General features: G+C 38.6%; 23 protein-coding genes and 2 tRNA genes. 10 read left to right on the top strand and 15 right to left on the bottom strand.

Annotation, left to right across the window (positions count from 1 at the left end):
• Positions 1-116 precede the first annotated feature (116 nt).
• Positions 117-1,316: an MFS transporter gene (locus OQ267_RS19380; protein WP_088299436.1), complete on the top strand. Its 1,200-nt coding sequence runs from the start codon at positions 117-119 to the stop codon at positions 1,314-1,316.
• Here the strand turns inward: OQ267_RS19380 and OQ267_RS19375 are convergent.
• The 5 genes from OQ267_RS19375 to OQ267_RS19355 all read right to left on the bottom strand — a co-directional run bounded on the left by OQ267_RS19375 (position 1,306) and on the right by OQ267_RS19355 (position 8,745).
• The gene (locus OQ267_RS19375; RefSeq protein WP_088299435.1) at positions 1,306-2,154 is read right to left on the bottom strand and encodes a hypothetical protein; all 849 of its coding nucleotides are present in this window, start codon (positions 2,152-2,154) and stop codon (positions 1,306-1,308) included. The two genes, OQ267_RS19380 and OQ267_RS19375, sit on opposite strands and share 11 nt — an antisense overlap.
• Before the next feature lie 172 nt (positions 2,155-2,326).
• Positions 2,327-5,521 carry an efflux RND transporter permease subunit gene (locus OQ267_RS19370; RefSeq protein ID WP_265837614.1) on the bottom strand — a complete coding sequence of 1,065 codons (3,195 nt, stop codon included), beginning with the start codon at positions 5,519-5,521 and terminating at the stop codon, positions 2,327-2,329.
• A gap of 64 nt (positions 5,522-5,585) precedes the next feature.
• On the bottom strand, positions 5,586-6,653 hold the full coding sequence (locus OQ267_RS19365) for an efflux RND transporter periplasmic adaptor subunit (RefSeq protein WP_265837612.1): 1,068 nt from the start codon (positions 6,651-6,653) through the stop codon (positions 5,586-5,588).
• Between the two features lie 2 nt (positions 6,654-6,655).
• Entirely contained in the window at positions 6,656-7,996 is a 1,341-nt protein-coding gene (locus OQ267_RS19360) for a TolC family protein (RefSeq protein WP_265837834.1), read from the bottom strand.
• 143 nt (positions 7,997-8,139) lie between these two features.
• Entirely contained in the window at positions 8,140-8,745 is a 606-nt protein-coding gene (locus OQ267_RS19355; RefSeq protein ID WP_088299432.1) for a TetR/AcrR family transcriptional regulator, read from the bottom strand.
• Between the two features lie 165 nt (positions 8,746-8,910).
• Here OQ267_RS19355 and OQ267_RS19350 point away from each other — a divergent pair, with 165 nt between their 5' ends.
• From OQ267_RS19350 to OQ267_RS19340, 3 genes are all read left to right on the top strand, one after another.
• The gene (locus OQ267_RS19350) at positions 8,911-9,351 is read left to right on the top strand and encodes a sterol desaturase family protein (protein ID WP_265820032.1); all 441 of its coding nucleotides are present in this window, start codon (positions 8,911-8,913) and stop codon (positions 9,349-9,351) included.
• Between the two features lie 74 nt (positions 9,352-9,425).
• Positions 9,426-10,442 (top strand): UDP-N-acetylmuramate dehydrogenase, encoded by a 1,017-nt coding sequence (gene murB / locus OQ267_RS19345; RefSeq protein ID WP_265837610.1) that lies wholly within the window; start codon positions 9,426-9,428, stop codon positions 10,440-10,442.
• Between the two features lie 126 nt (positions 10,443-10,568).
• The gene (locus tag OQ267_RS19340; protein ID WP_088299430.1) at positions 10,569-11,099 is read left to right on the top strand and encodes an RNA polymerase sigma factor; all 531 of its coding nucleotides are present in this window, start codon (positions 10,569-10,571) and stop codon (positions 11,097-11,099) included.
• Positions 11,100-11,461: 362 nt separating this feature from the next.
• Here the strand turns inward: OQ267_RS19340 and OQ267_RS19335 are convergent, their stop codons facing one another.
• On the bottom strand, positions 11,462-12,943 hold the full coding sequence (locus OQ267_RS19335) for a phytoene desaturase family protein (protein ID WP_265837608.1): 1,482 nt from the start codon (positions 12,941-12,943) through the stop codon (positions 11,462-11,464).
• Between the two features lie 133 nt (positions 12,944-13,076).
• Here OQ267_RS19335 and OQ267_RS19330 point away from each other — a divergent pair, with 133 nt between their 5' ends.
• The 3 genes from OQ267_RS19330 to OQ267_RS19320 are packed head-to-tail and all read left to right on the top strand — an operon-like array spanning position 13,077 to position 14,521.
• Entirely contained in the window at positions 13,077-13,607 is a 531-nt protein-coding gene (locus OQ267_RS19330; protein ID WP_265837605.1) for a hypothetical protein, read from the top strand.
• Positions 13,608-14,288: a lycopene cyclase domain-containing protein gene (locus tag OQ267_RS19325; protein ID WP_265837604.1), complete on the top strand. Its 681-nt coding sequence runs from the start codon at positions 13,608-13,610 to the stop codon at positions 14,286-14,288.
• Entirely contained in the window at positions 14,288-14,521 is a 234-nt protein-coding gene (locus OQ267_RS19320) for a cytochrome b5 domain-containing protein (protein WP_088299426.1), read from the top strand. The genes OQ267_RS19325 and OQ267_RS19320 overlap by 1 nt, the downstream gene beginning before the upstream one ends.
• Before the next feature lie 92 nt (positions 14,522-14,613).
• On the opposite strand, the gene OQ267_RS19315 is transcribed toward OQ267_RS19320, so the two are convergent.
• Positions 14,614-15,534 (bottom strand): PfkB family carbohydrate kinase, encoded by a 921-nt coding sequence (locus OQ267_RS19315; protein ID WP_265820035.1) that lies wholly within the window; start codon positions 15,532-15,534, stop codon positions 14,614-14,616.
• Positions 15,535-15,678: 144 nt separating this feature from the next.
• Between OQ267_RS19315 and OQ267_RS19310 the strand changes: the two genes are divergently transcribed.
• Together OQ267_RS19310 and OQ267_RS19305 are read left to right on the top strand one after the other, a co-directional pair.
• Positions 15,679-15,752 (top strand) — tRNA-Asn (locus tag OQ267_RS19310).
• Positions 15,753-15,841: 89 nt separating this feature from the next.
• Positions 15,842-15,915, top strand: a tRNA-Asn gene (locus tag OQ267_RS19305).
• 200 nt (positions 15,916-16,115) lie between these two features.
• Here the strand turns inward: OQ267_RS19305 and OQ267_RS19300 are convergent.
• Positions 16,116-17,654 (bottom strand): SulP family inorganic anion transporter, encoded by a 1,539-nt coding sequence (locus OQ267_RS19300; RefSeq protein WP_265837603.1) that lies wholly within the window; start codon positions 17,652-17,654, stop codon positions 16,116-16,118.
• A 358-nt stretch (positions 17,655-18,012) separates the two neighbouring features.
• On the opposite strand from OQ267_RS19300, the gene OQ267_RS19295 reads away from it, so the two are divergent.
• On the top strand, positions 18,013-18,753 hold the full coding sequence (locus tag OQ267_RS19295; protein ID WP_265837602.1) for a hypothetical protein: 741 nt from the start codon (positions 18,013-18,015) through the stop codon (positions 18,751-18,753).
• Here OQ267_RS19295 and OQ267_RS19290 read toward each other — a convergent pair.
• From OQ267_RS19290 to OQ267_RS19260, 7 genes are all read right to left on the bottom strand, one after another.
• Positions 18,750-19,631, bottom strand: a complete 882-nt coding sequence (locus OQ267_RS19290) for an alpha/beta hydrolase family protein (RefSeq protein WP_265837601.1) — start codon at positions 19,629-19,631, stop codon at positions 18,750-18,752. The two genes, OQ267_RS19295 and OQ267_RS19290, sit on opposite strands and share 4 nt — an antisense overlap.
• A 272-nt stretch (positions 19,632-19,903) precedes the next feature.
• Positions 19,904-21,451 carry a cryptochrome/photolyase family protein gene (locus OQ267_RS19285; RefSeq protein ID WP_265837600.1) on the bottom strand — a complete coding sequence of 516 codons (1,548 nt, stop codon included), beginning with the start codon at positions 21,449-21,451 and terminating at the stop codon, positions 19,904-19,906.
• Between the two features lie 63 nt (positions 21,452-21,514).
• On the bottom strand, positions 21,515-22,351 hold the full coding sequence (locus OQ267_RS19280) for a phytoene/squalene synthase family protein (RefSeq protein WP_265837598.1): 837 nt from the start codon (positions 22,349-22,351) through the stop codon (positions 21,515-21,517).
• A gap of 79 nt (positions 22,352-22,430) precedes the next feature.
• Positions 22,431-23,045 carry a MarR family winged helix-turn-helix transcriptional regulator gene (locus OQ267_RS19275; RefSeq protein ID WP_265837597.1) on the bottom strand — a complete coding sequence of 205 codons (615 nt, stop codon included), beginning with the start codon at positions 23,043-23,045 and terminating at the stop codon, positions 22,431-22,433.
• A gap of 8 nt (positions 23,046-23,053) precedes the next feature.
• On the bottom strand, positions 23,054-23,773 hold the full coding sequence (locus tag OQ267_RS19270; protein WP_088299414.1) for an SDR family NAD(P)-dependent oxidoreductase: 720 nt from the start codon (positions 23,771-23,773) through the stop codon (positions 23,054-23,056).
• 261 nt (positions 23,774-24,034) lie between these two features.
• The gene (locus OQ267_RS19265; protein ID WP_088299413.1) at positions 24,035-24,421 is read right to left on the bottom strand and encodes a hypothetical protein; all 387 of its coding nucleotides are present in this window, start codon (positions 24,419-24,421) and stop codon (positions 24,035-24,037) included.
• 24 nt (positions 24,422-24,445) lie between these two features.
• Positions 24,446-25,543, bottom strand: a complete 1,098-nt coding sequence (locus OQ267_RS19260) for an AI-2E family transporter (protein ID WP_088299913.1) — start codon at positions 25,541-25,543, stop codon at positions 24,446-24,448.
• Positions 25,544-25,734 lie beyond the last annotated feature (191 nt).

The raw sequence follows: 25,734 nt of genomic DNA, 5'->3' as shown, positions 1-25,734 counted from the left end.
GCCTGCCAAAAGGTTGGTTTTTTAGTTAATTGATATGTATATGATAATAATTTTTTAATTTTCAATTGATTTGAGGACCTTTGCATAGGTATTAACGTTCATATAAAAATCAGGAATTGGAAGAAATTAAAGCAGATCAGGAAAACATTCACACCATTAACCAGCCTGTATTAGCCAAAAGCTCTCCTAATAGAATCCGGTTAGCCGTTTCACTTTTTTACTTTGGTCAGGGCATTGCATTTGCATCATGGGCCAGCCGCATTCCGGATATTAAACATTCCCTGCATTTATCTGACGGTGAGTTAGGCAGTATTTTACTGGCCCTGCCTTTAGGACAGTTGGTTACTATGCCTATTTCCGGCAGATTGGTAACCAGGTACGGAAGTAAGAAAATATTAACCATTACAGCACCTTTGTATGTTTTAGCTTTATGTAATTTAGGTTTGGCTACTGCACCCTGGCATTTGGCTGTCTTTCTTTTTATGTTTGGTGTGGTGGGTAATATGTGCAATATTGCAGTGAATACCCAGGGTTCTGAAGCTGAAAAGCTTTTTGGCCGACCTATTATGACTTCCTTTCACGGTGCCTGGAGCATTGCCGGATTTACCGGTGCCCTGGTGGGTTTACTGATGGTGAATCTGCACCTTATCCCATATTACCATTTTTGGATCATTACTTTCCTCATCTGGATCAATGTATTTCTAAACTACAAACATTTGGTGCCTGGAAAGGGCGCTAAAACAGAGCGGAAACCGAAACTATTTACCATGCCGGAAGGTTCACTCCTGCAATTGGGTATCATCGGATTTTGCAGTATGGCCACCGAGGGCGCTATGTTCGATTGGAGTGGTGTTTATTTCAAAGAAATTGTGAAGGCACCAGCCTCATTGGTTATTTTGGGTTATGCATCATTTATGATCATGATGGCTACGGGGCGCTTTATTGGAGACAGGATCATAGCCAAACTGGGGAGGAAAAAAACCATTCAGATCAGTGGCTTAATTGTTTCTACAGGCATGTTTCTATCTGTATTCCTGCCTTATGTAGTAACTGCAACCATTGGCTTTATGCTGGTTGGTGTAGGTGTTTCGAGCATTGTACCTACCTTATACAGTGTGGCTGGTAAAAATGGAAAAGTATCTCCAGGAATTGCCATCGCAATGGTGTCCAGTGTGAGCTATTTTGGTTTTTTAATGGGTCCACCTTTAATCGGTTATATTTCTGCTTTATCCAGCTTGCGGTATTCTTATGCTGTAATTGGTGTTTTTGGTTTATTAGTGAGCTTTTTGGTAACTAAAATGAAAGCTATTGAGTAGCGGTTTTCCCCAAGCTATCTTTTTGTACCGGCACATAATCCTTTTTAATTAAGCCATGTTCTTTTAGTGTGGCCACGGCGATTTCTATCAGTCTTAAATTTTCTTCCTGATGCCCGTGCTGAACTTCTACATTGATGTAAGGGATATGATTGATCATGGCATAAACCGATAAAGAGCCGTCATTCTCGGCAAATTTAGATTGTAAAATGACATTTACATTTGCTTTTTTTAAACTCGTAAATAACCTGGGCTCGGTTACATATAAAAGATCATCGCCATCCATTTCAAAGTTTATGAAAACTGAATCTGCTGTGCTGGATAAATCATATCCGGGTAAATAGGAGGAAATCCCAAAACCACCATCAGCATTATTGTGCAACGTTAAAAAATAGCCGGTGGCTTTGGGATTATAGAAATCAACAATCTGTTTGCCTGCATTGAGAATAAGCTTTTCTACTTCGTTAGAACTGTACGCATCCTTTTTTAAGCGGGTTTTTACACCGGTTTCTGTATAAATGGCATTCGGATCAATACGGTAAGGATCGTCCATATAGGTAAATGTATAATCCCTGACGCCTCCATACTGGCTGTCTATTAATTCTCCGCCGTTCCAGCGGATATAATCAAATCCTGCCTTAACGCCTGTATCTTCATTGTCATGAACCACTAAAAATTTTACGCCATTGGGTTTGTAACTATATTTTACCAGTGTAATGTCAAGATCAGATACTTTAATAAATGAAGAATCGCTGGTCATGGCATCAAAAACAGGTGGATGTTGCGCTTTAACTAAAATTGAAGCACAGATCAGGAGGAGAGATAAAACAATTTTAAACATATGACTAATATACAATGATGCCCAATATTTTGTTTGAAGCCCTTTCATTTACACTGAATTTTCATGTTCAATCTTTTTTTAGGCTGTTGTTCAGTCTTTTGTGGTATTGCAAATTTGATTAAAAAAAAGGTCGCCTTTGTGGGGCGACCTTAATTGATTGTTCATCTTTTTTTTAATGTTTGGCATCTAAATCATATTCCAAAACGTCTTTATGGTCATATGGTTCAACCATTAACTCATCAATGGTTTTTCCTTTTTTGTTGAATCCGAATCTATCCAGAATTCTATCAAATATCAGATAGATTACCGGTACAACAATTAAAGTTAAGAATAACGAACTGGTTAAACCACCAACAATAACCCATGCTAAACCATTTTTCCATTCGGCACCTGCACCACTTGCCAATGCAATTGGAAGCATACCGAATACCATGGCAATGGTTGTCATTAAAATAGGGCGTAAGCGGGCATGATTGGCCAATACAAGTGCTTCCTTGGTCTCTTTACCTTCTGCTTTTAGCTGGTTGGTAAAATCGACCAGGATGATTGCATTCTTCGCCACCAGACCCATTAACATAATCAAACCTAAAATGGTGAAAATACCAATGGAATTATTAGTTAAAGCCAATGCGAGCAATGCGCCAATTACAGCCAGGGGAAGTGAAAACATCACCACGAGCGGGTAAACAAAGCTATCGTAAAGCGCAACCATGATCAGATAAACCAAAATTAACGAAGCCAGCAAGGCAATCCCTAAAGTTCCGAAACCTTCTGATTGGTTTTCCTGATCACCAGCCCAGGTATAACTTACACCGATAGGCGTTTTCATTTTGCCGTTAGCCTGCAGTTGTTCCAGTTTTTCCTGGAATTCTGCTACAATAGTTCCTGTAGGACGACCAATTGATTGTGCCTGTACAGATACTGAAGTAGACTTATTTAAACGCTCCAGCTGACTTGGACCAGAGCCTTCTGTAATGTTTGCAAACTGTGATAATTTAATTTGTGCGCCCTGATCGTTCACAAAGATAAGGTTCCGTACATCATCAATGTTTTTCCTGTTGAAATCCTGATATTGAATGTTGATGTCGTACTCATACTCACCTTTTCTATACTTTCCATCCGTGTTACCGGCAAAGGCAGTCTGCATGGTAGAACCTACGGTAGATAATGTCAATCCAACAGCCGACATTTTATCACGGTCTACCTGAACATTAATTTCCGGTGTACCTTTCTCTACCGATAATTTAATCTCTGTTGCACCAGAAATCGTTTTAAGTACTTTTTGAGCACCCTCTGCGTATTTTAAAGCACTATCCAGATTGGAACCCATTACCACTAAACTAATAGGTGCATTTTCAGCAATACCCAAAATACTAATCGGCACGGTTTTAACTTTCGCACCAACCAGTTGTTTGGCCAAAGAACGGCTCATTTTGGTTGCAAAAACGTCAGAGGACATGCCTTCACGTTTATCACGTTCTACCAACTTCACGTTAATTTCAGACTTGTAAGCTGTAGCCTGCGTACCGCCAAAATCACCGCTGGCCTGACCAACAGTTGTAATTAACTGGGTAATTTCAGGCTGTTTGCTTAAGAAAGCTTCGGCTCTTTGTGTAAAGAAATTGGTTTGTTCCAAAGGCGCATCTTTTGGTAATTCAATCTGTACCAAAAATTCTCCCTTATCTGATTTTGGAAAAAACTCAGAACCAATAAAACCAGCACCCAATAAACCACATGAACTCAGGAACATCACAAACACAATAATCAGCGTTAATGCTTTATGGTTTAATGACCAGTTTAAAATACTGGTAATCCACAGCGTGAATTTTTTCAGTTGCTTTTCAAACCAAAGGATGAATCTGCCAAACAGGTTTTTACCTTCAATGTGTTCCAGCTTACCATATCTGGAGAAAAGCAATGGCACGATGGTAAAGGAAGCAACTAATGATAACAGTGTGGCTATGATCACCACGATACAAAACTGACGGAGGATGTTTGATACTAACCCGCTACTTATTGCAATCGGGAAGAATACCACTACAATTACAAAGGTAATGGATACTACAGTAAAACCAATTTCACGAGTCGCATCTGATGCTGCACGTACCTTGTTTTTACCCATTTCCATGTGGCGTTGAATGTTTTCCAAAACCACAATCGCATCATCCACCAGGATACCCACTACAAGTGATAATCCCAGTAATGACATTAAGTTTAACGTAAAGCCAAATAAATTGATGCCTATAAATGTTGCAATTAATGAAACCGGAATGGAAACCATTACAATTAATGCATTACGGAAGCTATGCAGGAAGAAAAGCATTACGAATGCCACTAAAATAACGGCTAAAATTAAATCGTGAATAACGGCATCAGCAGATTCAAGGGTAAAAATAGAGCTATCGTTTACAATTTTAATGTCTAATTTATTGGCTGCATATTCCGTTTTAAGTTTTGCGATAATGGCATGTGTACCTTCACTCACTTCTACCGCATTCGCATCACTTTGTTTAATAATTTGTATGGCGATAGATGCTTTGCGGTTAATACGCGCCAGTTTTTCAGTTTCTTTTTGCGAATCCTGAACATCAGCCACATCACCCAGGCGAATTTGTGAACCATCTTTCGATGTCGTTAATACCAGGTTCCGCAGTTCTTCAATACTTCTGTATTTACCAGATAAACGGATTAAAACATCCTGATTTTCAGTTTTAACGCTTCCGGTAGGGAAGTCTAAGTTAGAGCTTAAAATCATTTGTTGTACCTGAGGCACTGCAAGGTTATACCCCTGCAATTTATTGGCATCAAGCATCACCCTGATCTCCCTTTCTGAACCCCCAACTAAATTTACCTGTGCAACACCTGTTACCCTCGAAATCACCGGGGCAATTCTTTGGTCAATTAAATCATAGAAGGAAACATCATCCATATTAGCCGAAGCCGTCATGGTAATTACCGGTAAATCATCTAGCGAGAATTTACTTAATGAAGGTGTTTTAACATCTTCAGGTAAATCTGAAAGAATGGCGTTTACCTTACGCTGTGCATCGTTTAAGGAAATATCGATGTTCGCTGCATCCGTTAGGGTTATGGTAACGGTTGATAAACTTTCGAATGATACGGAATTGATTTTTTTAATGTTTTCCATGGAGGAAACCGCATCCTCAATTTTCTTCGTTACCGTATTTTCTACCTCGGCAGGAGAGGCGCCAGGATAAATGGTTGAGATGGATACTACGTTGTTTGAGAATTTTGGTAATAATTCATAACCCAACGAAAAGTAACTCAATAGCCCAAGAAGCGTAAGTGCGGTAAACACCACAATTACCAGCGAGGGCCTTTTTATAGAAATGTCTGTTATTTTCATTTTTAATTTTTATGCTGGTGGTATAGCCACCGCGTGTTCTGACTAATGATTTTAGACTTTCAGCTTATTTAACAATGCTTACGGCAGTACCTTCAGCTAAGTTAATCTGTCCACTGGTAATTACAGTTTCATCTTCATTTAAGCCTTCAACTATTTCCACATTATCACCTAAAATACGTCCTGAAACTACCTTGCGTACCTTAGCCTTGTTATTTGATTTATCATAAACAAATACCTGATTACTACTTACACTACCTACGAAAGAGGTACGAGGGATCAGGATACTTGGTGCTTGTTTAGGGAAGTTAAATACGGCTGTTCCGTACATACCTGCTCTTAAACTGTTTTTGGTATTATTGGTTACTTCAATTTCGATCGGGAAATTTAAAGTTGCATCCGCTTTTGGGGCAATGAATGTAATTCTGCCTGAAAATTTCTCATTAGGGAAAATGGTTGATTTTATGCTGATCTGATCGCCAACTTTAATATTCGCTACCTGCGATTCATTAACGTTTACTTTTAGTTTCAATTTAGAAACATCAACCAGTTCAAATAACTGTGTACCTTGTGCGGTTACAAATGCACCAACTTCAATATATCTTTTATTTACAATACCGTTGATTGGAGATTTGATGTTTGCATCACTTAATTTTCGCTGTGAAGCCTGCAGGCGTAATTTTGCATTTCTGGTAGCCAGTTTAGCCTGGTCCAACTGTTGCTGGGTTACACCGCCGGTTTGAAAAGAGCTCTGGTATCTGGCTTCATCTCTAACTGCATTTTGATAAGTAGCTTCAGCAGTTTCCCTGTCGGTATTAATAATTTCAGCATCAAGGCGTGCCAATGGCTGTCCTTTGGTCACTTTATCACCTTCATCTACATAAATTTTAGTTACGCGACCGGCATTTTCAGATAAGAAGTTTAATTCTTGTTTCGGTGCAAAGTTTCCGTTTGCCACAAAATCTACATCAACTACTTTTTTCTCTACTGTTGCCACACGAACGGCAACTGCACCACCGCCTTCGGCAATGTAAGCCGTTTTGGCTTCGTTCTTTTTCTTATTGTTGGTTAAAACATAGGCTATTGCACCCAGGGCAACAACAATAACGATAATTATGGTAATTATTCTTTTCATTTCTATTGTACTAGCGATTTAATATTTCCGTTTGATTTGATGAGCTGTATTTCGGCAACCTTAAAGTTTAATAATGCCTGGTTATAACTGTTTTGCGCCTGAGTCAGGGAGTTTTCGGTATCCAGTAAGTCAGTTAAAGAAGCTAAACCATTGTTATAGTTATTCTGTGTGCTTTTATAAATTTCCTGTGCCAGTTCGGCATTTTTACGTTGTGAAGTGATGGTGTTTAAATTATTGCGAAGTTGAATTTTAGCATTCTCGTAAGCTAAATTTAATGAATTTGTAGATTCCTTTCTGTCTTCTTTTGCTTTTTTGATCTCCACATCAGCCTGGCGGATTTTTGAACGGGTTAAAAAGCCATTGAAAATGGGTACTTTTAAAGTTAAACCAATCGCCGATGCACCGTAACCGATAGATGCGGCATTTGAAGATAAGAAATCAAATCCATCACTCTGACTGGAATAAGTATAATTTCCTGTTAGAGATAGGCTGGGGTAGTATTCAGCTACATAGGCCTTCCGTTGAAGCGATAAAAGCTTATCCTGGGTGTTTAACAATTTCACTTCCGTACGGTTGCCGAAGTCAATGGTTTCTGCAAATTCCGGCAATTGCGATACATTGGTCAATTCTGCTTTAGGTAATTCAATAGGTGTAGTAACGGGCATACCCATTGAAAACTTCAACTGATTTTCCAATTGTGTGATGGCATTAACCGTTTGTTCCCTTTGCGTAGTCAGGTTCGTGATATTCACATTGATCCGGTCTACATCAATTTTTCTGGCCAGGCCATTTTGGTATTGATTGGAAACAATTTTTTCGACAACCTTAACATTTTTAATATTAGTATCAATTACACTTAACTGCTCTCTGTTAACCAATACCTGATAGTAATTGTTGGCCACCAGTTCTATAATCTGCTCTTCTGTTAATTGAGCGGTTAGGTTATAATATTCTTCGCTTGATCGGGCAGCCTGCAAACCAGTAAAAACCTGCTGGTTAAATAACTGTTGCGAAAGTTGCACGCCGGCAGAAGAATTCCAGTTCTGACCTAATTTAATGGCCTGTGTCTGACCGCCAAAATTGGCCACCAACTGGCCGATAATCGGGTTATAGGTTAGTCCGGCGTTACCTGTAATTTGTGGTAAAGCCTGCGCCCTTACTTCCTGGACTTTATATCGGCCGTTTTCGATATCCAATCTTGATTTACGTACATTGGCATTGTTCTGAAGCGCATAGGTCAGCGCTTCTTTTAGGGTAATCTGCTGCTGCGCAGATACCAGTTTTGGTAAAGCCATGCCAACGATCAGGACGAGCATTAATTTTACCATTTTTACTCTAAGCATCATGTATTGTTTTTTGTTTTTGGGTTCTTATCTATGACTATTTTTCCGGTATCAATATACCAGTATTTTAAACGATTAGGCTTTGGGCCTTTATACTTTCCACTTTAAGTTTTGCACTTTAAACTTCCCACTCCCTCATGCTTTCAGCAACTTAATCCCCTGGTAAAGATGGAAGAAAGGTCTTTCTGTTTCTGTTTCATTCTGTTTACAGCTTTTTTATCCGGAAGGAGATCTTTACCCAGTTCCATAATGCACATATTTGTTAAACCCATCAAGCTTTCCAGGTAAAGTTCTGCTATATGCGACATGTTTTCGTGTTTGATCTCTCCCTTCTCTTTTGCCCTTTCAAAAATCTCTGCATAAAAAACTTTTTCTGAATCTTTTAATGCGGTTAGTTTCTTTTTCATAGAGTCATCGTTAAAAATATCAGGTAGTCCTTCTGAGATTCTCAACATAAAATATTTCATGAAAAAGGTATTTCTGATTTCTATTGTCTGGAATAAAACAGTTTCTAAAGGGGCATCTGGATTATATTTCTTTTTTAATAAGTCGAAATAGTCTGTAAATACCTTTTCAATTACACCAACTATCAAACTTTTCTTATCAGGGAAATAATAATAAAGAGAGGGCTTAGATACGGAAAGATCTTCAGCGATATCATTCATGGTGGTTTTGCCTATCCCAAAATGGCTGAAACGTTTGATCGCCCCGTCAATAATTTGTTCTCTTTTTTTATCAGCTACAATCATTCTACTTTTCTACTTTCTGACTTTTTTAATATTTTAGTCAAAGTTAGATTTAAATTTTCATTTCTTAATCAGCAGGCTAAAATTTGGATTAACAACTGACGCATGGATGACAATCAATTCTCGTTTTAAATGATTTATATATCTTTACAAACCAATAACTTAAGAATGATGCATGTTATATTTGGTATTCTGATTACATTATCTACCCTGATTGTAATGGAATGTTTGTCCTGGTTTATCCATAAGTACTTATTTCATGGCCCTTTGTGGTTCCTGCACAAAAGTCACCACCAAAAATCGCATTCTTTTTTAGAGTGGAATGATTTATTTGCCCTGCTCTTTGCCGCGCTTGCTTTATACCTCATGTATCTGGATCGAAAAAGTTATGGTTATCGCTTTTTTATTGGTTTAGGAATTACTTTGTATGGCATCATTTATTTCGTAATTCACGATTGGTTTGTGCACAGAAGATTTAAAACTTTTAAAAGCAAGAATACTTATTTGCAAATGGTGAGAAAAGCACATAAAATTCACCACAAAAATCAGCGCAAGGAAAAAGGAAAGGCATTTGGATTGTTGTTTGTTAAAAAGAGTTTAGTGAAATAGGTGTTTTATTATTATCAGGGCACTTCTAACATAGTTAAATTTTATTTTACTTTTGCAGCTTAACACCCAATACCATGCCTCAGATTTTGGAAAATATTTCGTTAAAGCCTTATAACTCATTCGCTATTGATGTTAACGCACGCTATTTTACTGAAATAGAAACAGAAAGTGATTTGAAGGAATTGTTTCAAAACCCACTTTTTAGTAATCAAAAACGATTAATTGTTGGCGGTGGAAGCAATATGCTGTTTACGCAGGATTTTGATGGCTTAGTGGTGAAAATGAGTATCAAGGGGATCGAATCAAAAAATGAGGGAGATCAGGTGTTGGTAACGGCAGGAGCTGGAGAAGTTTGGAATGATTTTGTGAATTATTGTGTTTCAAACCATTTTGCAGGTGTTGAAAACCTGAGTTTAATCCCAGGAACTGTTGGGGCATCACCTATTCAAAATATTGGTGCATATGGCGTGGAACTGAAAGATGTATTTGAAAGTTGTACTGCTTTTGAAATTAAAACCGGTCAGATCAAAACCTTTCATTTTGATGATTGCCAGTTTGGTTACCGCGAAAGTGTTTTCAAAGGTGCATTTAAAGGGCAGTATATTATTACCAAAGTTACTTTCCGTTTATCATTAAAAGCAGTGTTAAACACCAGTTACGGTGCCATAGAGGCTGAGCTTCATCATCGTGGCATTGAAAATCCTGGTATAGCAGATGTTTCAGCTGCTGTTGCGCACATTCGGGTGAGTAAACTGCCGGATCCTTCCACAATCGGCAATGCCGGAAGTTTTTTCAAAAATCCAGTAATAGAAAAGTATGAATTTGCCGATGTGGTAGCCAAGCATCCTGATGTGGTGCATTATCCTACTGCAGATGATAAAATTAAACTTGCTGCAGGATGGTTAATTGAACAATGTGGTTGGAAAGGCAAAAAAGTTGGTCAAACCGGTACCTGGAAAAACCAGGCTTTAGTTTTAGTTAACCATGGACATGCTTCTGGCACGGAAGTGTATCAGTTATCTGAACAGATAATAGACAGTGTAAAGTCCACTTTTGGAGTCACTCTTGAACGTGAAGTAAATATTCTGTGACGAAAACTCACCTGACTAAGGCTGAATGAGGATATTGCCGTGCCAGTTATTTTTGGTATTAAGTTTGATTATAGTATTATAAATGAACATCAATTCATTTTATTTAATCTCCTAAAGCTATATATCATGACAAAATTTGAATTCAACCATCTGGTTAACCATCACGCTGTTTCACTTAGATCATACGCTTTAAATTTTACAAAAGATGCCGAAGATGCTAATGATCTTGTTCAGGATACGATGCTTAAGGCGATAACTTACTACAATAAGTTTAAAGAAGGTACGAATTTAAAAGGCTGGTTATTTACCATCATGAAAAACACCTTCATCAATAATTATCGCCGTTTGGTTAAAACAAATACTTTAATCACGCAAAGTGAGGATATTTCTTCCGCAAACCTTTCTTATAGTGCAACTAAAAATCAGGCTGAAAGTAAATTTGTATTGGGTGATATTGATAAAGCACTTTCTCAATTGCCTCAGGAATATTATATTCCGTTTATCCGTTATTTTGAAGGATATAAATATCATGAAATCGCAGATATGTTGGAGATTCCAATCGGAACTGTAAAAACCCGTATTCACGTAGCGAGGGGTATTCTTAAAAAATATTTAAAAACATATTCTAAAGATATTGCCATTGCAGAAATGGCTTAAGATACATCTACTTAAAAACTAAGGTCCTGATTTAATCAGGACTTTTTTTTGCCCTGTTTTTTGAGCGTTATCATTATTCTATGATGATTTGTAATAAAATAATAAATAGAAAATGAAATAAGTATTTCGACAAGCGAGGCTGTATATTACCGGTCAGTGAGGTAAAAAGCAAAAAGGCCCGGAAAAACCAGGCCTTATTTGCTTATCATATATTTGGTTAGTTGATTCTTATGTTTACTTTCAACAATTCGCCTTCTCTTTCGTTTCGAAACAAATGCAAACCCTGAACAATATTGCGTTTAAAAGGTTATTAGCAGTGTTTTTGTTTTGTGGATATAAAGATAAGGGAAATTTTAAATTTGTCAAGCTTTTTTTAGCTTTTTTATTATTTCTTTTGCCACCACTTGTCCGGATATGATGGCAGGAGGCACTCCAGGGCCTGGAATCGTTAATTGTCCGGTGTATAACATGTTTGTTACTTTGCTTTTCATCTTTGGTTTTAAAAAAGCAGTCTGTTTCAATGTGTTTGCCAGGCCGTAAGCATTTCCTTTGAAAGCATTATAGTCACTTACGAAATCATTCATGGCGTAACTTCTTTTAAAAAGAATAGCATCCCGGATTTCATTGCCAGTCAAGTCTCTGAATCTATCTGCCAGAATTTCAAAGTATTCGGCTCTTTTTAACTCGCTATCTTCCAGACCTGGTGCAAGCGGAATTAGAAAGAAAAGATTTTCACAGCCTTCTGGAGCCACGCGATCATCAGTTATCGATGGGCAGCAAGCGTAGAACAATGGTTGAGATGGCCACTGCGGATCAGTATATATTTCTTCCGCATGCTGATCAAAATTCTGGTCGAAAAATAAATTGTGATGCAGAACATTCTTAAGTTTTTTATTTAAGGCGATGTAAAAGAGCAGGCTTGAGGGGGCCATTGTTCGGCTTTCCCAATATTTTTTGTCGTAATTCCGGTAAGGTTTATCCAGTAAATGTTGCTCTATATGGTTATAATCTGCATTTCCTATAACATAATCAATCTCCAAATCGCCTTTGTTGGTTTTGATTGTTTTCGCAATCTTACCTTTTACTTCAATTTTAGATACAGTAGTATTAAATAAAAACTTAACACCTTCCTGTTCGGCAATGGTTTGCATAGCCGAAACGATTTCATGCATTCCGCCCATCGGATACCATGTACCCATAATAAGGTCTGCATAATTCATCAGGCTATATAGTGCTGGGGTGTTCCCGGGTGTTGCACCCAGAAACAATACCGGAAATTCCAGCAGTTTCCTTAGTTTTTCATTTTTAAAGAGTTGGTGAACATGATTACGCATATTGCCCAAAAGCTGTAATTTAATACCACTTATGGCCAGCCGGGGATCAAAATATTCCATTACACTGTGTGACGGTTTAAACACATATTCATTCATACCGACGTCATATTTGTATTTTGCCTGCTTCAGGAATACATCAAGGTTTTTTGTGCTTCCGGGTTCTAATTCTTCAAACAGCGCATACAATTTTTTGATTGTGGCGGGTACATTTAGGGTATCTTCTCTGTTGAAATAGATTCTGTAGGAAGGGTCCAGTCTTTTCAGCTCATAAAAATCAGAGGTGGTTTTATTGAATAATTGATAGAAGTTTTCAAAAACATCTGGCATCCAATACCAGCTTGGCCCCATATCGAATGAAAATCCATCTTTTTCCCAAGTTCTGGCCCTGCCACCGGCCATCTCATTTTTTTCGATTACAGTCACTTCGCAGCCATGTTTAGCTAATAAAGCTGCGGCAGAAAGCCCTGCGAAACCAGCACCAATAACTGCAACCTGCGGTTTTTTATCCATGATGTAAATAAAAGGATTTTATGGGATTTTGTTTGGAAAATAATGATGCGAGTGCAATTCTTTTAATTCACAGCATTGATCGCCGATGTCAGATCATGTATTTTCATTCCTTTTATTACATTTGCATCTAACCATGTCAAAAATTCGATTTTTAATTCTTCTATTTACCATTAGCGTAAACCTTTGTTATGCACAGTTATCTCCCAAAGAACTTTCGTCACTTAAGAACGATCTGGTAAAGGCGGTAGATGATTCCAAATTAACCGATTCTTTATTTGTTAAACTAAATAAGTTAAGTGGAAAAACGGCTTTAACAACAGCCTATCTCGGAACGCTGGAAGCACTAAAAGCAAAACATGCCTGGAGCCCGTATAATAAGATAAAGTATGTAAAGGCATCGCAGAAAGCCATGCAACAAGCGGTTAATATGGATAAAGAAAACCTGGAAATTCGCTTCATGCGTTTTTCTATTGAACACTTTACCCCATCTTTCCTGGGGTTTAGTAAAAATTTGAGCATAGACCGCAAACAAATTGTTAAGCACTATCAGCATGGTAATTTTGGCAGCGCTGATCAGGCCCTGATTAAAAATGTAGCTAAGTTTATGGTCGAAAGCAAACGTTGTACGCCTGAAGAAGTTAAAGTCCTAAAAAAATATGTTTAAATGAATTATACCTATTTACTCATCAATATTGCTGTAATTTTCTTCCCTCTGGTATTGTCATTTGATAAGAAGGTTCATTTTTTCAGTAAGTGGAAGTTCATTGTGCCCGCGATATTAATTACCGGGATTGTTTTCCTGATCTGGGATTTACTCTTTGTAAAATTGAATGTATGGTCTTTTAATCCGGATTACATTACAGGCATCAATTTGTGGGGTTTGCCTCTTGAAGAAATGCTGTTTTTCTTAACAGTGCCCTATGCCTGTGTTTTTATTTATGAATGCCTAAATATTTATTTCCCTAAAAACGGTTTACAAAGATATAGCCTGGCGCTGAGCAACCTTTTTCTGGGCTTATGTATCGCCATTCTTTTCTTTGGTTACCGCTATTGGTATACAGTTATTAATTTTGGGTTTTTATTTGTTGTGCTGGCCTACGTAGAATATATTAATACAAAGCTTCGTTTTATGTATCGGTTTTACAGGGCCTACCTTGTAGCCTTGATTCCATTTTACATTGTAAATGGATTTTTAACAGCAATACCTGTAGTGATCTACAACAATAAAGAAAACTTAAGTTTTAGGGTAGGTACAATTCCTTTTGAAGATCACTTCTATTTAATGAGCTTATTATTAATGAATATTTATTTATACGAATGGTTTAAAAATAGGGCGATAAAATAATGGAATTGCCAGTGTACACCAAGCAGCAATTGGCTTTGCGGAACGGACAGGATAAACCTCAGATCTGGGTGGCTTATAAGGGGTTTATTTATGATATGACTGATAGTCGCTTGTGGCGTAACGGTAAGCATTACGAACATTGGGCAGGGCAGGACCTTACTGATGAGTTGCCAGATGCACCTCATACAGAAGCGGTTTTTGAGAAATTCACTCCTGTTGCAAGAATGATATAAATAAGAATGCCGCAGATGTACAAATCATCAAGATTTGCAAGTCTGCAGCAATAATTAAAGACTGTAAATTTTCTGATTGCTATTTAATTAGTTTAAGCTTCGATAGTGAAAGCACTCAGGTTAACAAACTCCTGGATTCTATCTGCAACCTCTTGATCTGTTAAATTTAATAATCTTTCCGTTCCAAATTTTTCTACACAGAATGAAGCAAGTGCTGATCCATAAATAATGGCATTTTTCATGTTGTTGAAATTAATGGTACCCACTTTAGCCAGGTAACCAATAAATCCGCCTGCGAAAGTATCGCCTGCACCAGTCGGATCGAAAACTTCTGCCAAAGGTAATGCCGGTGCTGAGAAAATCTGATTTTCATGAAATAACAATGCACCATGCTCACCTTTTTTGATGATTAAATATTTTGGCCCCATGGTCAGGATTTTTTTAGCGGCTTTAACCAGTGAATATTCGCCGGAAAGCTGACGTGCCTCTGCATCATTAATGGTTAAAACATCCACCATTTTAATGGTTTCCAGCAGGTCATCCATCATAATGTCCATCCAAAAGTTCATGGTGTCCATTACAATGAGTTTGGGGCGGTTTTTAAGGCGTTTAATCACGGTTTGCTGTACTTGTGGTGTCAGGTTGCCTAACATTAAAAATTCGCAGTTCTGGTAGCTTTCCGGAATAATAGGGTCGAAATGTTCCAAAACATTAAGTTCGGTTACTAAGGTATCGCGACTGTTCATATCGTTATGATATTTTCCACTCCAAAAGAACGACTTTTCGCCGGTTTTAATCTGTAAGCCTTCCGTATCTATGCCATGCTGCGTAAGGATCTCAATATTTTCTTTTCCGAAATCATCACCTACAACAGCGACAATTTTTGCTTGATTATAGAAGTAAGATGCAGCTAAACTGGCGTAAGTTGCAGCGCCACCAACAATTTTATCTGTTTTTCCGAATGGCGTTTCAATAGCATCGAACGCTACAGTACCTATGATTATCAGGCTCATATATTTTAATTTGAATTTTTTTAAAAATTTTTCACTGCAAATATTGCATAAATAATTTAAAAGCCCTAATATTGCATTCCCAAAACGAACAAGGTATGCAGGCTGAAAAGCCTTAATAACCTCGATTTGGGAAACAACCAGCACTCCTTCTTAGCTCAGCTGGTTAGAGCATCTGACTGTTAATCAGAGGGTCGCTGGTTCGAGCCCAGCAGAGGGAGCAAAAATCCTCACAGTAATGTGGGGATTTTTTATGCCAAACTTGCTAAATGATTTTAGCAAAACATACAGTACCAACCAGAATAAATATTCCTTCTTAGCTCAGCTGGTTAGAGCATCTGACTGTTAATCAGAGGGTCGCTGGTTCGAGCCCAGCAGAGGGAGCAAAGATTTTCAGGCCTGAAAATCACATAAAAACCTCCATCCTAGCTAATAGGATGGGGGTTTTTATTCATAATAAGTGCCAATCATAAAAAAGATTACGATAAGCATCAGAACCATTATAATTTTACCTGAACCATCAATCAATTGAGATTTTTTTAGGGGCGGACCCTGAATAAAAAGCTCCGCCTAAAATGGGGGCATTAATTTTTATCAACTGCAACACTATAACTTGGATCTTCATAAATATTAATGTCGATTACATCACCGGCGTTGGCGAGTAAGGTACGGCAGTCTTTACTAAGGTGTTTTAAATGCAGTTTTTTGCCTTCCTTATGATAGCGTTCAGTAAGTTTGTTTAATGCTTCAATGGCAGACATATCCGCCACCCTACTATCCTTAAAATCAATGATCACTTCTGCAGGATCATTTACTACATCAAATTTTTCAGCAAATGCAGTAACCGATCCGAAAAACAATGGGCCGTAAATTTCATAATGCTTAATGCCATAATGATCGATGTATTTTCTTGCCCTGATTCTTTTAGCACTTTCCCAGGCAAATACCAGTGCAGAAATTGCGACACCAATAAGTACTGCGAGTGCGAGGTTGTGTAGCCATACCGTAATTACGGCTACTGTAATGCCAACAAAAATGTCTTGTTTGGGCATCTTATTGATGATTCTTAAACTCATCCATTCAAAGGTTCCGATGGCAACCATAATCATCACTCCGGTGAGTGCAGCCATGGGAACGAGGCCAATAATGGGTGCACCAAATAGAATGATCAGTAGAATAGTAAGTGCTGCCACAATTCCTGAGAGACGGGCCCTTGCGCCGGCGGAAAGGTTTACCAGTGTTTGTGCAATCATCGGGCAGCCCCCCATGCCGTAGAAAAATCCATTCAGGATATTGGCAATGCCCTGTGCAATTGATTCACGGTTACCGTTACCTCTTGTACCGGTAATCTCATCTACGAGGTTAAGGGTGAGCAGGCCCTCGGTAAGGCCAACGCCTGCCATGATTACAGCATAGGGTAAGATAATCTGAAAGGTTTCCAGATTTAATGGTATATGAGGGATGTGAAAAGGTGGAAATCCGCCACTCACTGAAGCAATGTCACTCACAGTTTTAGTGTGGATGCCAAATCCTAAAACGATAAAGAAAACGACAACGATAGCTGCCAACGATGGCGGAACTGCTTTTGTAATCTTCGGAAAAAATACAACGATGGCGATGGTAAGGGCTACAAGGCCAGTCATAATTATTAATGGGCTCCCCGAAAGCCAGGTTTGTTTCCCGTTAATGATTGTTTTGAATTGCTCCAGTTGTGCCATAAATATGATGACAGCGAGGCCATTTACAAAACCATACATCACAGGTTGCGGAACAAGTCTGATAAACTTTCCCAATTTAAACAGGCCAACCATAATCTGGACAATCCCAGCGAGGGCAACAGCAGCAAAAACATATTCAATTCCATGCGACTGCATTAATGCAATCAGCACTACTACTACTGCGCCTGCACCTCCGGAAATTAATCCCGGACGGCCTCCCAGAATGGAGGTTACCAATCCCATTATAAATGCCGCATATAAGCCTACCAGGGGCGGAAAACCAGCCAAAATGGCAAAGGAAAGCGATTCGGGTATCATGGTCATTGCCACAGTGATACCAGCCAAAACTTCTGTTTTGTAGTTGACTTTTTGTGAAAAGTCAAAAAAACGTGTACGTAAATACATACCGTGAAAATTAATGTCAAAAAAAATAAAATAGAGATTATCGTGGCAAGAGATTAGCCAGGGTTAAAAAAAATAACTGAAAGGTTTCAGGGCTTTGTCACAGGGTGATATGAAACTTGTTGAATTTTTCTCATTTCGATTGTTGCAAAAGTATTAAAATTATAGAAACCCCTGCATATTTATTTAAACCTGTTGATCTTTATACCGCATAATCCTGGCGAGCCGGTTTGTTAAATCAGGTCTGCTGAATCCCGTTTTCTGCTGTTAATCTTTCAAACAGCATAATTTAAGTAAGCAAATGGATTTTTGCGCTGTAACATGTTGCGCTGATTTTCATCCAACTATTATAGCTGAAGTGATGAGAAAAAAAAATCTTTTATTATTGTTTTGCCTGGCTATTCCGTTTTTGGGGTGGAGTCAGCAAATGATTAAGCCTGAAAAGAACATTGTTGATAAAAAGTGGGTCAAGAATCAAAATTACCAAATGATCTGGTCAGCAGTAAAAGATACGCTCAGGATTCCACTGGCAACGGTGGACACGCAGGTAGAAGTTCAGGGAGATAAAATTCTGGTCATAACCATTGTAAAAATGAAATCGTCAGCTTCCCCATGGATAGATTCTACGCTTGTACGCCGCTCAGATCTTTCACCCATTTACCATTCTTCTTATAATGCGCAGCGGGAAATGGTACTGCATTTTGGCGATGAGGTGATGGGGTTTTATAAAAATATGGCAACGGGAGAAACAACTAAAATTAATGAATCCGTACATCCTGGCTATTTTGACAGTAACTTTTATCCTATGCTGATCAACTGGTTACCCTTAAAAAAGAATTTAAAAGCAGAGATTGCCATTTTCGATTACAATCCAAATGGAAAAACAGGTTTGCTTAAGGCCAATATACTGGATGTACGCGAAGGCGAATTTAACAGTAAAAAACTGGGTAAAACGAAAATTTGGATAGTGGAAGTTTCTGATGAAATCGGAAGCACCAACGGACGAAGTATTTACCAGATTGATCAACTTACCCGGCAAATTTATAAACAAAACATTTCTGCAGGCAGCAGGATCATGGAAATGACACTGGTAGGGCATTAATGATTCCCCCGATGTTTAATCCAGGAAATAGCCATCTTAAGAGGTTGTTCTGATGTTGAAAAGGCGGTGTTATGGCCTAATTCCGGGTATAATGCATATTCATAAAGCTTTCCTTTAGCTTTAAAAGTATGAAGGTTTTCTATTGATAAACCTACGGGGGCCTGAATATCTTTTCCTCCGAAAATCCAAAGACCAGGAATGTTAAGCATTGCAAGTGACTGGTTAGGGTCTGTTGCTGCAAATGAATACCTGTCAGGGTCGTTCTTTATGTGATTCCACGCATCATTTTCAGTATGCGTTTCCCAGAAATTTGAATCTCCCTGGGTATAAAACTGAAACCGTAACTGTTGAAGAGTATTAACAACTGGTCCGCTAAATAGGACCATAAAATTTACCTGGCGATTTTTTGCAGCTGCCAGCGGAACAATCCATCCGGCCTGACTAAACCCCATTAAACCTACAGGTATAGGTTTAGCCGGAAGATGCGCCAGAAGGGTATTGAGGGCTTCACTGGCATCTGTTGCCAGCCTGTTCAGGTTAACTGAATCAATGTTATTTGTTCCTACCTCAGGCCCTTCGTAAACCCCACCTGATTCTCCTACTCCGCGTTTATCATAAGTAAATACAGCTATACCATTTTCTGCCAGGGTAGATGCCAGCTTTATCATCCTTTTCTCTTGTCCGGATCCATGTACCAGAACTACCGCGGCATAGGGTTTTTCCGGGATGAGGAGTGTGCCTGCCAAAGTGATGGTATCACGCTTAAACTCCATGTTCTGCATAGTGAATTTAAACCGATGATGAGCATCAATCGTATTTTGCCCAAACGTTTTAGCACTCAAAAAAAGAAAGAAAAGAAACAGATATGTTTTCATCATTATTTTAAATATGAAGCAAGGTAACCATGTCAGGATTACAGAAACTTAAAATGTGATGAAACCATTTAAAAAAGTGATGACCGGGTGTCGGTCACCTGTTTTTTTGCAAATACCAAGGCCAGAGCTGTTTTAAAAATTCTACCGTTAGATTCAGACTTTCTCTTTTTTAAGTATAGATTATATGATCATTTCGCGAATAAAACTGTATTTCGATCTGATCTGATATTATTTTTAAATTTCTGAAGGAATGCCTTAACCGCTGTTAAGAGGGGTTATAATTTATCCAAATTTGTTAAGCAGTAATTTGCACGTTTTAAAACTGCCGATTTGAGTTCAGGATTCATTTTATCCCAAAGCCGATACACCATTGAAAGGCGGTGGTTATGCTGAAGTTTAGCTCTATGGCGATCATGAAAATCCCAGTACAAACTATTGAAAGGGCAGGCATTGTCTCCCACCTTATCATTGCGGTCATATTTGCACCCTTCACAGTAATTGCTCATTTTATGGATGTAGTTTGCCGACGCGGTGTAAGGCTTTGAGCCTGTCATTCCACCATCGGCATACTGGCTCATGCCACGGGTATTGGTAATTTCTACCCACTGTATGGCATCAATGTAAATACCCAGATACCAGAAATCTACCTCATCAGGGTTTATTCCGGCAAGCAAGGCAAAATTTCCTGTAATCATCAGGCGTTGAATGTGATGGGCATAAGCATGATGTAAGGATTGGGAAATGGCATGTTTCAGACAGTTCATGTGGGTTTCGCCCGTCCAGTACCAGGCTGGCAGCTTCCTTTGATGATTAAAGTAATTGAGTGATTCAAATTCTGGCATTTTCATCCAGTAAATGCCACGCATGTATTCGCGCCAGCCCAAAATTTGCCTGATGAAGCCCTCGATCTGGTTCAGTGTGATTGATTTTTTATCTTTTTCCCAGGTGGCCAAAGCCGCATTCACTACTTCTACTGGTGAGATTAATTTCGTGTTCATGCTGAAAGATAGGCGGGAATGATAAAGTGCCCATTCATTCGTTTGCATGGCGTCCTGAAAAGTACCAAATAGTGGCAGGCAGTTCTCACAGAAATAATGGAGAAGTTTTAGCGATTGTTCCCTATTTACCGGCCATTGCAAATATTCCGGTTCGATTTTGCCGATGGTTTTGACCCCTGCTTTTAGTAAACGCTCATATGGCTGACGTACATCATTGTCAAATAGCAAAGGTGGATTAGGTTTATGGTTTTTGGGGAGCTTTTTCCGGTTTTCTGCATCAAAATTCCATTTCCCGGCTTCAGGATCATGGTCATGATGGATTAAAACATGGTGCTTTATCCGCATGGCCCGGTAAAAGCTTTCCATTATGATTTCTTTACGGTCAGCAAAAAAATCAGCCAGTTCTGTTCTTGTAGTATAAAAGTGTTCACTGTCGAAACTACAGGAGGAAATATTGAGGCCACTACAAAAACCTTTCAGTTCCTGATCCAGCCTGTATTCATCCGGAAGCTGATACTGGAATTCCTCAATTTGATACTTCTTTATCAGGTCATTTAGGTTATCAGAAAAATTTTGCCTGTTATCCGGATGGTCAAGGTGAAGGTAAAGTGTCTCAAATCCTTTGTTGCTGATGGTTTCAGCAAAATTTTCCATGGCTGCAAAAAAGGCACATGCCTTTTGAATGTGGTGCCATACATAATCCGTTTCAGTTTTCACTTCCATCATCACATAGAGGATAGCCGGATCAGCATTTAAAAACCAGGAGTGTTTCAGGTTCAGTTGATCGCCGAGGATAAGCCGGAGTATCTGGTATTTTTGCTTCATGATGCATAATATGTAAGATCTTACTTAAGTCAGCTCCATCTTAACCCGTTGATCTTATTGGTATTAAATTCTATTGTAGCGGCTTCTTAGCACAGAGCCGAAGAGGAGTGTAAATTTATGTACATTGGAAATTCTGACGCGTTCCGCCATAATTTGTGCTGCTGTTTTCCTCCTGATTTTATCAAAAAGTCTGCGGTAATAAATGTAAGCCAGGTATACACCTTTTCTGGATGATGCCGGCAATTGCCTGATGCCTTCCAGTGCTTCGTCGAATTCTTTGCTGATTTCCTTTTCAATAACGGTTTTTTCTGACGTTGAAAATACCGACAAATCCACATTTGGGAAATACGTACGGCTTAAAACATAAAAATCGGCATTCACATCTCTTAAAAAATTTACCTTTTGAAAGGCTGAACCCAGTTTCATCGCAGATTCTTTTAAACGTGCATAAGAGGCCTTATCTCCTTCTGTAAAAACATGCAGACACATCAGGCCCACCACCTGCGCAGAGCCCAGGATATACTGCTCATATTTTTCTGGCGTATATACTTCCTTTCGGAGATCCATTTCCATGCTCTGAAGAAAAAGATCAATCAGTTCAATATCTATCTGATAGTTATTAACCACTTCCTGAAAGGCATTAAGTACCGGGTTAAGGCTGATGCGGTCATTGATGGCTTCATAACAGTCTCTTTTAAACTTATGGAGCAGTGTGGCCTTATCATAGTCGTGGAAACTGTCAACAATTTCATCGGCAAGCCTTACGAAACCGTATATCGCATAAATAGGATTCCGAAGCTTTTTACCCAGGAATTGAATACCCATGGAAAAACTGGTGCTGTAATTTTTAGTAACGATCTTACTGCATTCTGCAGATACTTTATCAAAGATGGTTTTCATTTTTCTGTAATGGATGAACGGAAGCAAAAATTAAATAATCGAAGGATGCGGCTTTCAAAATAAATCGAATACATATATGTTAAATCTTTTCTGCGAGCTGGGCATGATGAAAGTCTTCAAGTTTGAGCAATAGGTTAATTAGTTCCATTTTTTCCTGTGGAGAAAGTGGCTCCGTTACCTGAGCCGAAGCCAGTCTGATTTTATCCATGCTTTGTTTTAAATGGTCATTTCCTTTTGCAGTTACGCGGATCAGTTTACTTCTCCTGTCCAGAGCTGAAGATTGCTGTTCAATTAAACCTTTGTCCAGAAGCCTTTTAATGATTAATGATCCTGCGGGCTTATCATGTATATTGTGTTTAATCAATTCTGTTTTACTCATGCTTCCGCCAGAAACCAGGCTGATGAGGTAGATAAATTCGTCGGGTGTGGAGAATTTGCTGTCGGTGATAGCGGCTTTGGCGTGGATTTTGGCATAACGGTATAAATGAACGAGAGAGGTGTTGATTACACTATCTGCCGAGCGGCCATTTACTTTGCCCGTCCAGTTGGGATCAGCTATTGATACCGGCTGTTCATCTCTGAAACGAATATCGAGCCAGCTGCGAAAGGCATGAAGATCTTCAGCAGGATGTTTGGTACTGCTTTCATATATTTTAACCAGGTCTACCAGTTCATGGATTAATTGATACATCATATTTCGGGCTAAAAATTCGTTTTTAAATTGCCAATGCCGCCATCAACCGTTAAAATTTGTCCGGTTATCCAGCTGCTATCACTTGAGAGCAGATAGGCAATAGCTGCGCTGATATCTTTTGGTTCTCCGAATCTTCCGATGGGATGTCTTTTGGCTGATGCTTCCATTTTTTCGGGAGTGTTAAGCAGCTTGCCAGCCAATGGGGTATGGGTTAAGGAAGGTGCAACTGCATTTACCCGGATATGGTTAGGGCTCAGTTCGGCTGCTAAAGAGATGGTCAATCCTTCCACCGCGGCTTTTGACGATGCGATGCTGGAATGAAAGCCCATGCCAGTTCTCGCTGCTACGGAACTCATCAGTACAATAGAAGCTGAAGAAACATTTTTTAGTGATTTTAATGCCTGTTGTATAGACAATGCTGCACCAACTACGTTAAGCCTGAAATCATCGATTAAATCAAGTGCAGAAATTCTGTTAAATGGTTTTAGATTGATGTTACCAACACAATAAACCAAGCCATGCAATTCATCTGGGATAAATGCAGATAATGACTCAGGTCCTTGCATCACATCCATTTCCAGGTAGTGTACTGCTGCGGGCCATTCTGCTGAACGGTTTCTGGATGCCGCATAAATAGTCGCTCCTTCATTGTTTAATAATCTAATCAGATCAAGGCCTATGCCTGAACTTCCACCTATAACCAGAATATTTTGATGCTGAAATCTCATGGGATGTCGCTTGAATTAATATATTAATATACAATTTTGTAATTATAATGTTTATAAATATACTAAATATCTGACCAGGACTAATGTTGGGGATACTACATTTCTATTCAATATGTCATGAAGGAATAAATGTATCGCTGATAATAAAGAAGAAACTTGAATTTTATGGATCAGTAAGAGGGGATGAATCAGAAATATATGTTCAAAAAAAATCCGGACCAACGCAAAGTCGTCCGGATTGATTTTATACAGGAAACATGATTACTGTGGCAAATCCTTGATGGTATAAATACTATCAACTACATATTTGCTATAACCTCTCCAGGGCAAGCTTCCTTTATATTCTTTATAGTGTAATTCATAAAATTTACCACTGTTGCCCATCATGCGTTCTGCAATTTGCTTATCTCCGACTGAAAACTCAAATTCATTATTTTGCAGTGTGCCGGTTTGCCTTGATTTGATCCCGCTTTGAATAAGTTTTCCTTCATACGATTTAAACAGGTAGCCCTTTTTTACAATATAGTTTAATTCGCCTGCCTTAACACCTTCGCCAAATACAAAGAAATAATTGTAGTAAATTAACCCTCCGATAATTAATAAAGCGATGAGGGCTATAATTGATGTGATTTTTTTTCCAGTTGTCATATTATTGAATCTTTTAAATTTATCCTAAGTATTTTTTGCCAATTGATTTTTTCCTCTTCTCAGTCTTTTGAGCTGACCCAGGTGTTCGGTAGGAATATTATCCCCGAGTAATTTACCCCAGGGTTTTAATTCGTCAATTCTGTCAAATATGATTTTAAGTACGGCAATGAAAGGAATTGATAAAAACATACCCGGTACGCCCCACACCGCTGCACCCATGAGCACAATAACGATAGACACCAGTGCGTTAATCTGAACTTTTGAGGAAACGATCTTCGGAACCAGTAAATTATTGTCGATAAACTGGATAAGTGCATAGGCCGCAATAATTAATAATTGAGTGGTGTACCCGTCAAATGAAACGGTAGCCATCAGTACGGGCAAAGCAATGGCAATAATTCCGCCGATATAGGGAAGCAGGTTCAAGATTGCCCCAATTACCCCAATCAGAATGGCATTGGGCACACCCAGAATTAACAATGCACAAGAATTCATAACAGCCACAATCCCTGTTTCTATCAGTAAACCTACAATATAACTTTGAATCGCAGCTTTGGTTTCTGCCAGAATTTCTCCAACTTTTTGTTGATTTTCTGCTGAGAAAACTTCATAAAAGAAATTGAGGATTAATGTTTTGTATAGCATGATCAGAAAGGTATATACCGGGATCAGAAACACCACACTCAGAACACCCAGTGCGCCGCTTAAGGTTTGTCCGATTACTGCCTTACTGTTGTTGGCTGCCTCCTTAATCATCTGTACCTGTTTTTTCGTGCCAATACCAAAAGTTTTTTCCAGCCAGGCTTGACTGGTATAAAGCAATTCGGTAAACTTTTGCTTCATGGCATCAACATTATCAAAAAAGTGTGCAATTTGCGACGACAGGAAATAAGCGATTCCGGCTACTACCAGTAAAGCAATAATCATAGAAATTATAATGGAAAGAATTTTAGGTAATTTTCTCTCCAGCCGTACCGATAGGGGATTTAATAATATCGCAATCAATGTTGCAAAAGCCAGCGGAACCAGAATATCCCGAAGCACACTGAGTATAAATACAGCGATAACGAGGCCAAGCATGATTACTGGTGCCTTAATGTAAAATGGGAATTCCTTTTTCATATTTAATTGTTGAGATGTGGTTTTGCCTGCGCCCATATCATTTTATAAAATAAATGCAGTTAAAATAAATTAACTGCATTTATATCATTGGCATAATATTAATCTGATTTTAGTTAATATTATGCTATACTCTATTCTGTACTTAGTATAAGGTAAACTCTACACGACGGTTTTCCTGACGGCCAGTCGCG

Origin of the sequence: Pedobacter sp. MR22-3 (assembly GCF_026240075.1) — a bacterium.
Lineage (GTDB): Bacteria > Bacteroidota > Bacteroidia > Sphingobacteriales > Sphingobacteriaceae > Pedobacter.
The sequence above is the reverse complement of the archived record's forward strand: the minus strand, read 5'-3'. Positions and strand labels throughout refer to the sequence as shown.

Excerpts from the sequence above, each read along its gene's own strand:
- OQ267_RS19375 (WP_088299435.1), bottom strand. The coding sequence starts at position 2,154 with ATGTTTAAAATTGTTTTATCTCTCCTCCTGATCTGTGCTTCAATTTTA.
- OQ267_RS19370 (WP_265837614.1), bottom strand. The coding sequence starts at position 5,521 with ATGAAAATAACAGACATTTCTATAAAAAGGCCCTCGCTGGTAATTGTG.
- OQ267_RS19365 (WP_265837612.1), bottom strand. The coding sequence starts at position 6,653 with ATGAAAAGAATAATTACCATAATTATCGTTATTGTTGTTGCCCTGGGT.
- OQ267_RS19360 (WP_265837834.1), bottom strand. The coding sequence starts at position 7,996 with ATGCTTAGAGTAAAAATGGTAAAATTAATGCTCGTCCTGATCGTTGGC.
- OQ267_RS19355 (WP_088299432.1), bottom strand. The coding sequence starts at position 8,745 with ATGATTGTAGCTGATAAAAAAAGAGAACAAATTATTGACGGGGCGATC.
- OQ267_RS19350 (WP_265820032.1), top strand. The coding sequence starts at position 8,911 with ATGATGCATGTTATATTTGGTATTCTGATTACATTATCTACCCTGATT.
- murB (WP_265837610.1), top strand. The coding sequence starts at position 9,426 with ATGCCTCAGATTTTGGAAAATATTTCGTTAAAGCCTTATAACTCATTC.
- OQ267_RS19340 (WP_088299430.1), top strand. The coding sequence starts at position 10,569 with ATGACAAAATTTGAATTCAACCATCTGGTTAACCATCACGCTGTTTCA.
- OQ267_RS19335 (WP_265837608.1), bottom strand. The coding sequence starts at position 12,943 with ATGGATAAAAAACCGCAGGTTGCAGTTATTGGTGCTGGTTTCGCAGGG.
- OQ267_RS19330 (WP_265837605.1), top strand. The coding sequence starts at position 13,077 with ATGTCAAAAATTCGATTTTTAATTCTTCTATTTACCATTAGCGTAAAC.
- OQ267_RS19325 (WP_265837604.1), top strand. The coding sequence starts at position 13,608 with ATGAATTATACCTATTTACTCATCAATATTGCTGTAATTTTCTTCCCT.
- OQ267_RS19320 (WP_088299426.1), top strand. The coding sequence starts at position 14,288 with ATGGAATTGCCAGTGTACACCAAGCAGCAATTGGCTTTGCGGAACGGA.
- OQ267_RS19315 (WP_265820035.1), bottom strand. The coding sequence starts at position 15,534 with ATGAGCCTGATAATCATAGGTACTGTAGCGTTCGATGCTATTGAAACG.
- OQ267_RS19300 (WP_265837603.1), bottom strand. The coding sequence starts at position 17,654 with ATGTATTTACGTACACGTTTTTTTGACTTTTCACAAAAAGTCAACTAC.
- OQ267_RS19295 (WP_265837602.1), top strand. The coding sequence starts at position 18,013 with ATGAGAAAAAAAAATCTTTTATTATTGTTTTGCCTGGCTATTCCGTTT.
- OQ267_RS19290 (WP_265837601.1), bottom strand. The coding sequence starts at position 19,631 with ATGATGAAAACATATCTGTTTCTTTTCTTTCTTTTTTTGAGTGCTAAA.
- OQ267_RS19285 (WP_265837600.1), bottom strand. The coding sequence starts at position 21,451 with ATGAAGCAAAAATACCAGATACTCCGGCTTATCCTCGGCGATCAACTG.
- OQ267_RS19280 (WP_265837598.1), bottom strand. The coding sequence starts at position 22,351 with ATGAAAACCATCTTTGATAAAGTATCTGCAGAATGCAGTAAGATCGTT.
- OQ267_RS19275 (WP_265837597.1), bottom strand. The coding sequence starts at position 23,045 with ATGATGTATCAATTAATCCATGAACTGGTAGACCTGGTTAAAATATAT.
- OQ267_RS19270 (WP_088299414.1), bottom strand. The coding sequence starts at position 23,773 with ATGAGATTTCAGCATCAAAATATTCTGGTTATAGGTGGAAGTTCAGGC.
- OQ267_RS19265 (WP_088299413.1), bottom strand. The coding sequence starts at position 24,421 with ATGACAACTGGAAAAAAAATCACATCAATTATAGCCCTCATCGCTTTA.
- OQ267_RS19260 (WP_088299913.1), bottom strand. The coding sequence starts at position 25,543 with ATGAAAAAGGAATTCCCATTTTACATTAAGGCACCAGTAATCATGCTT.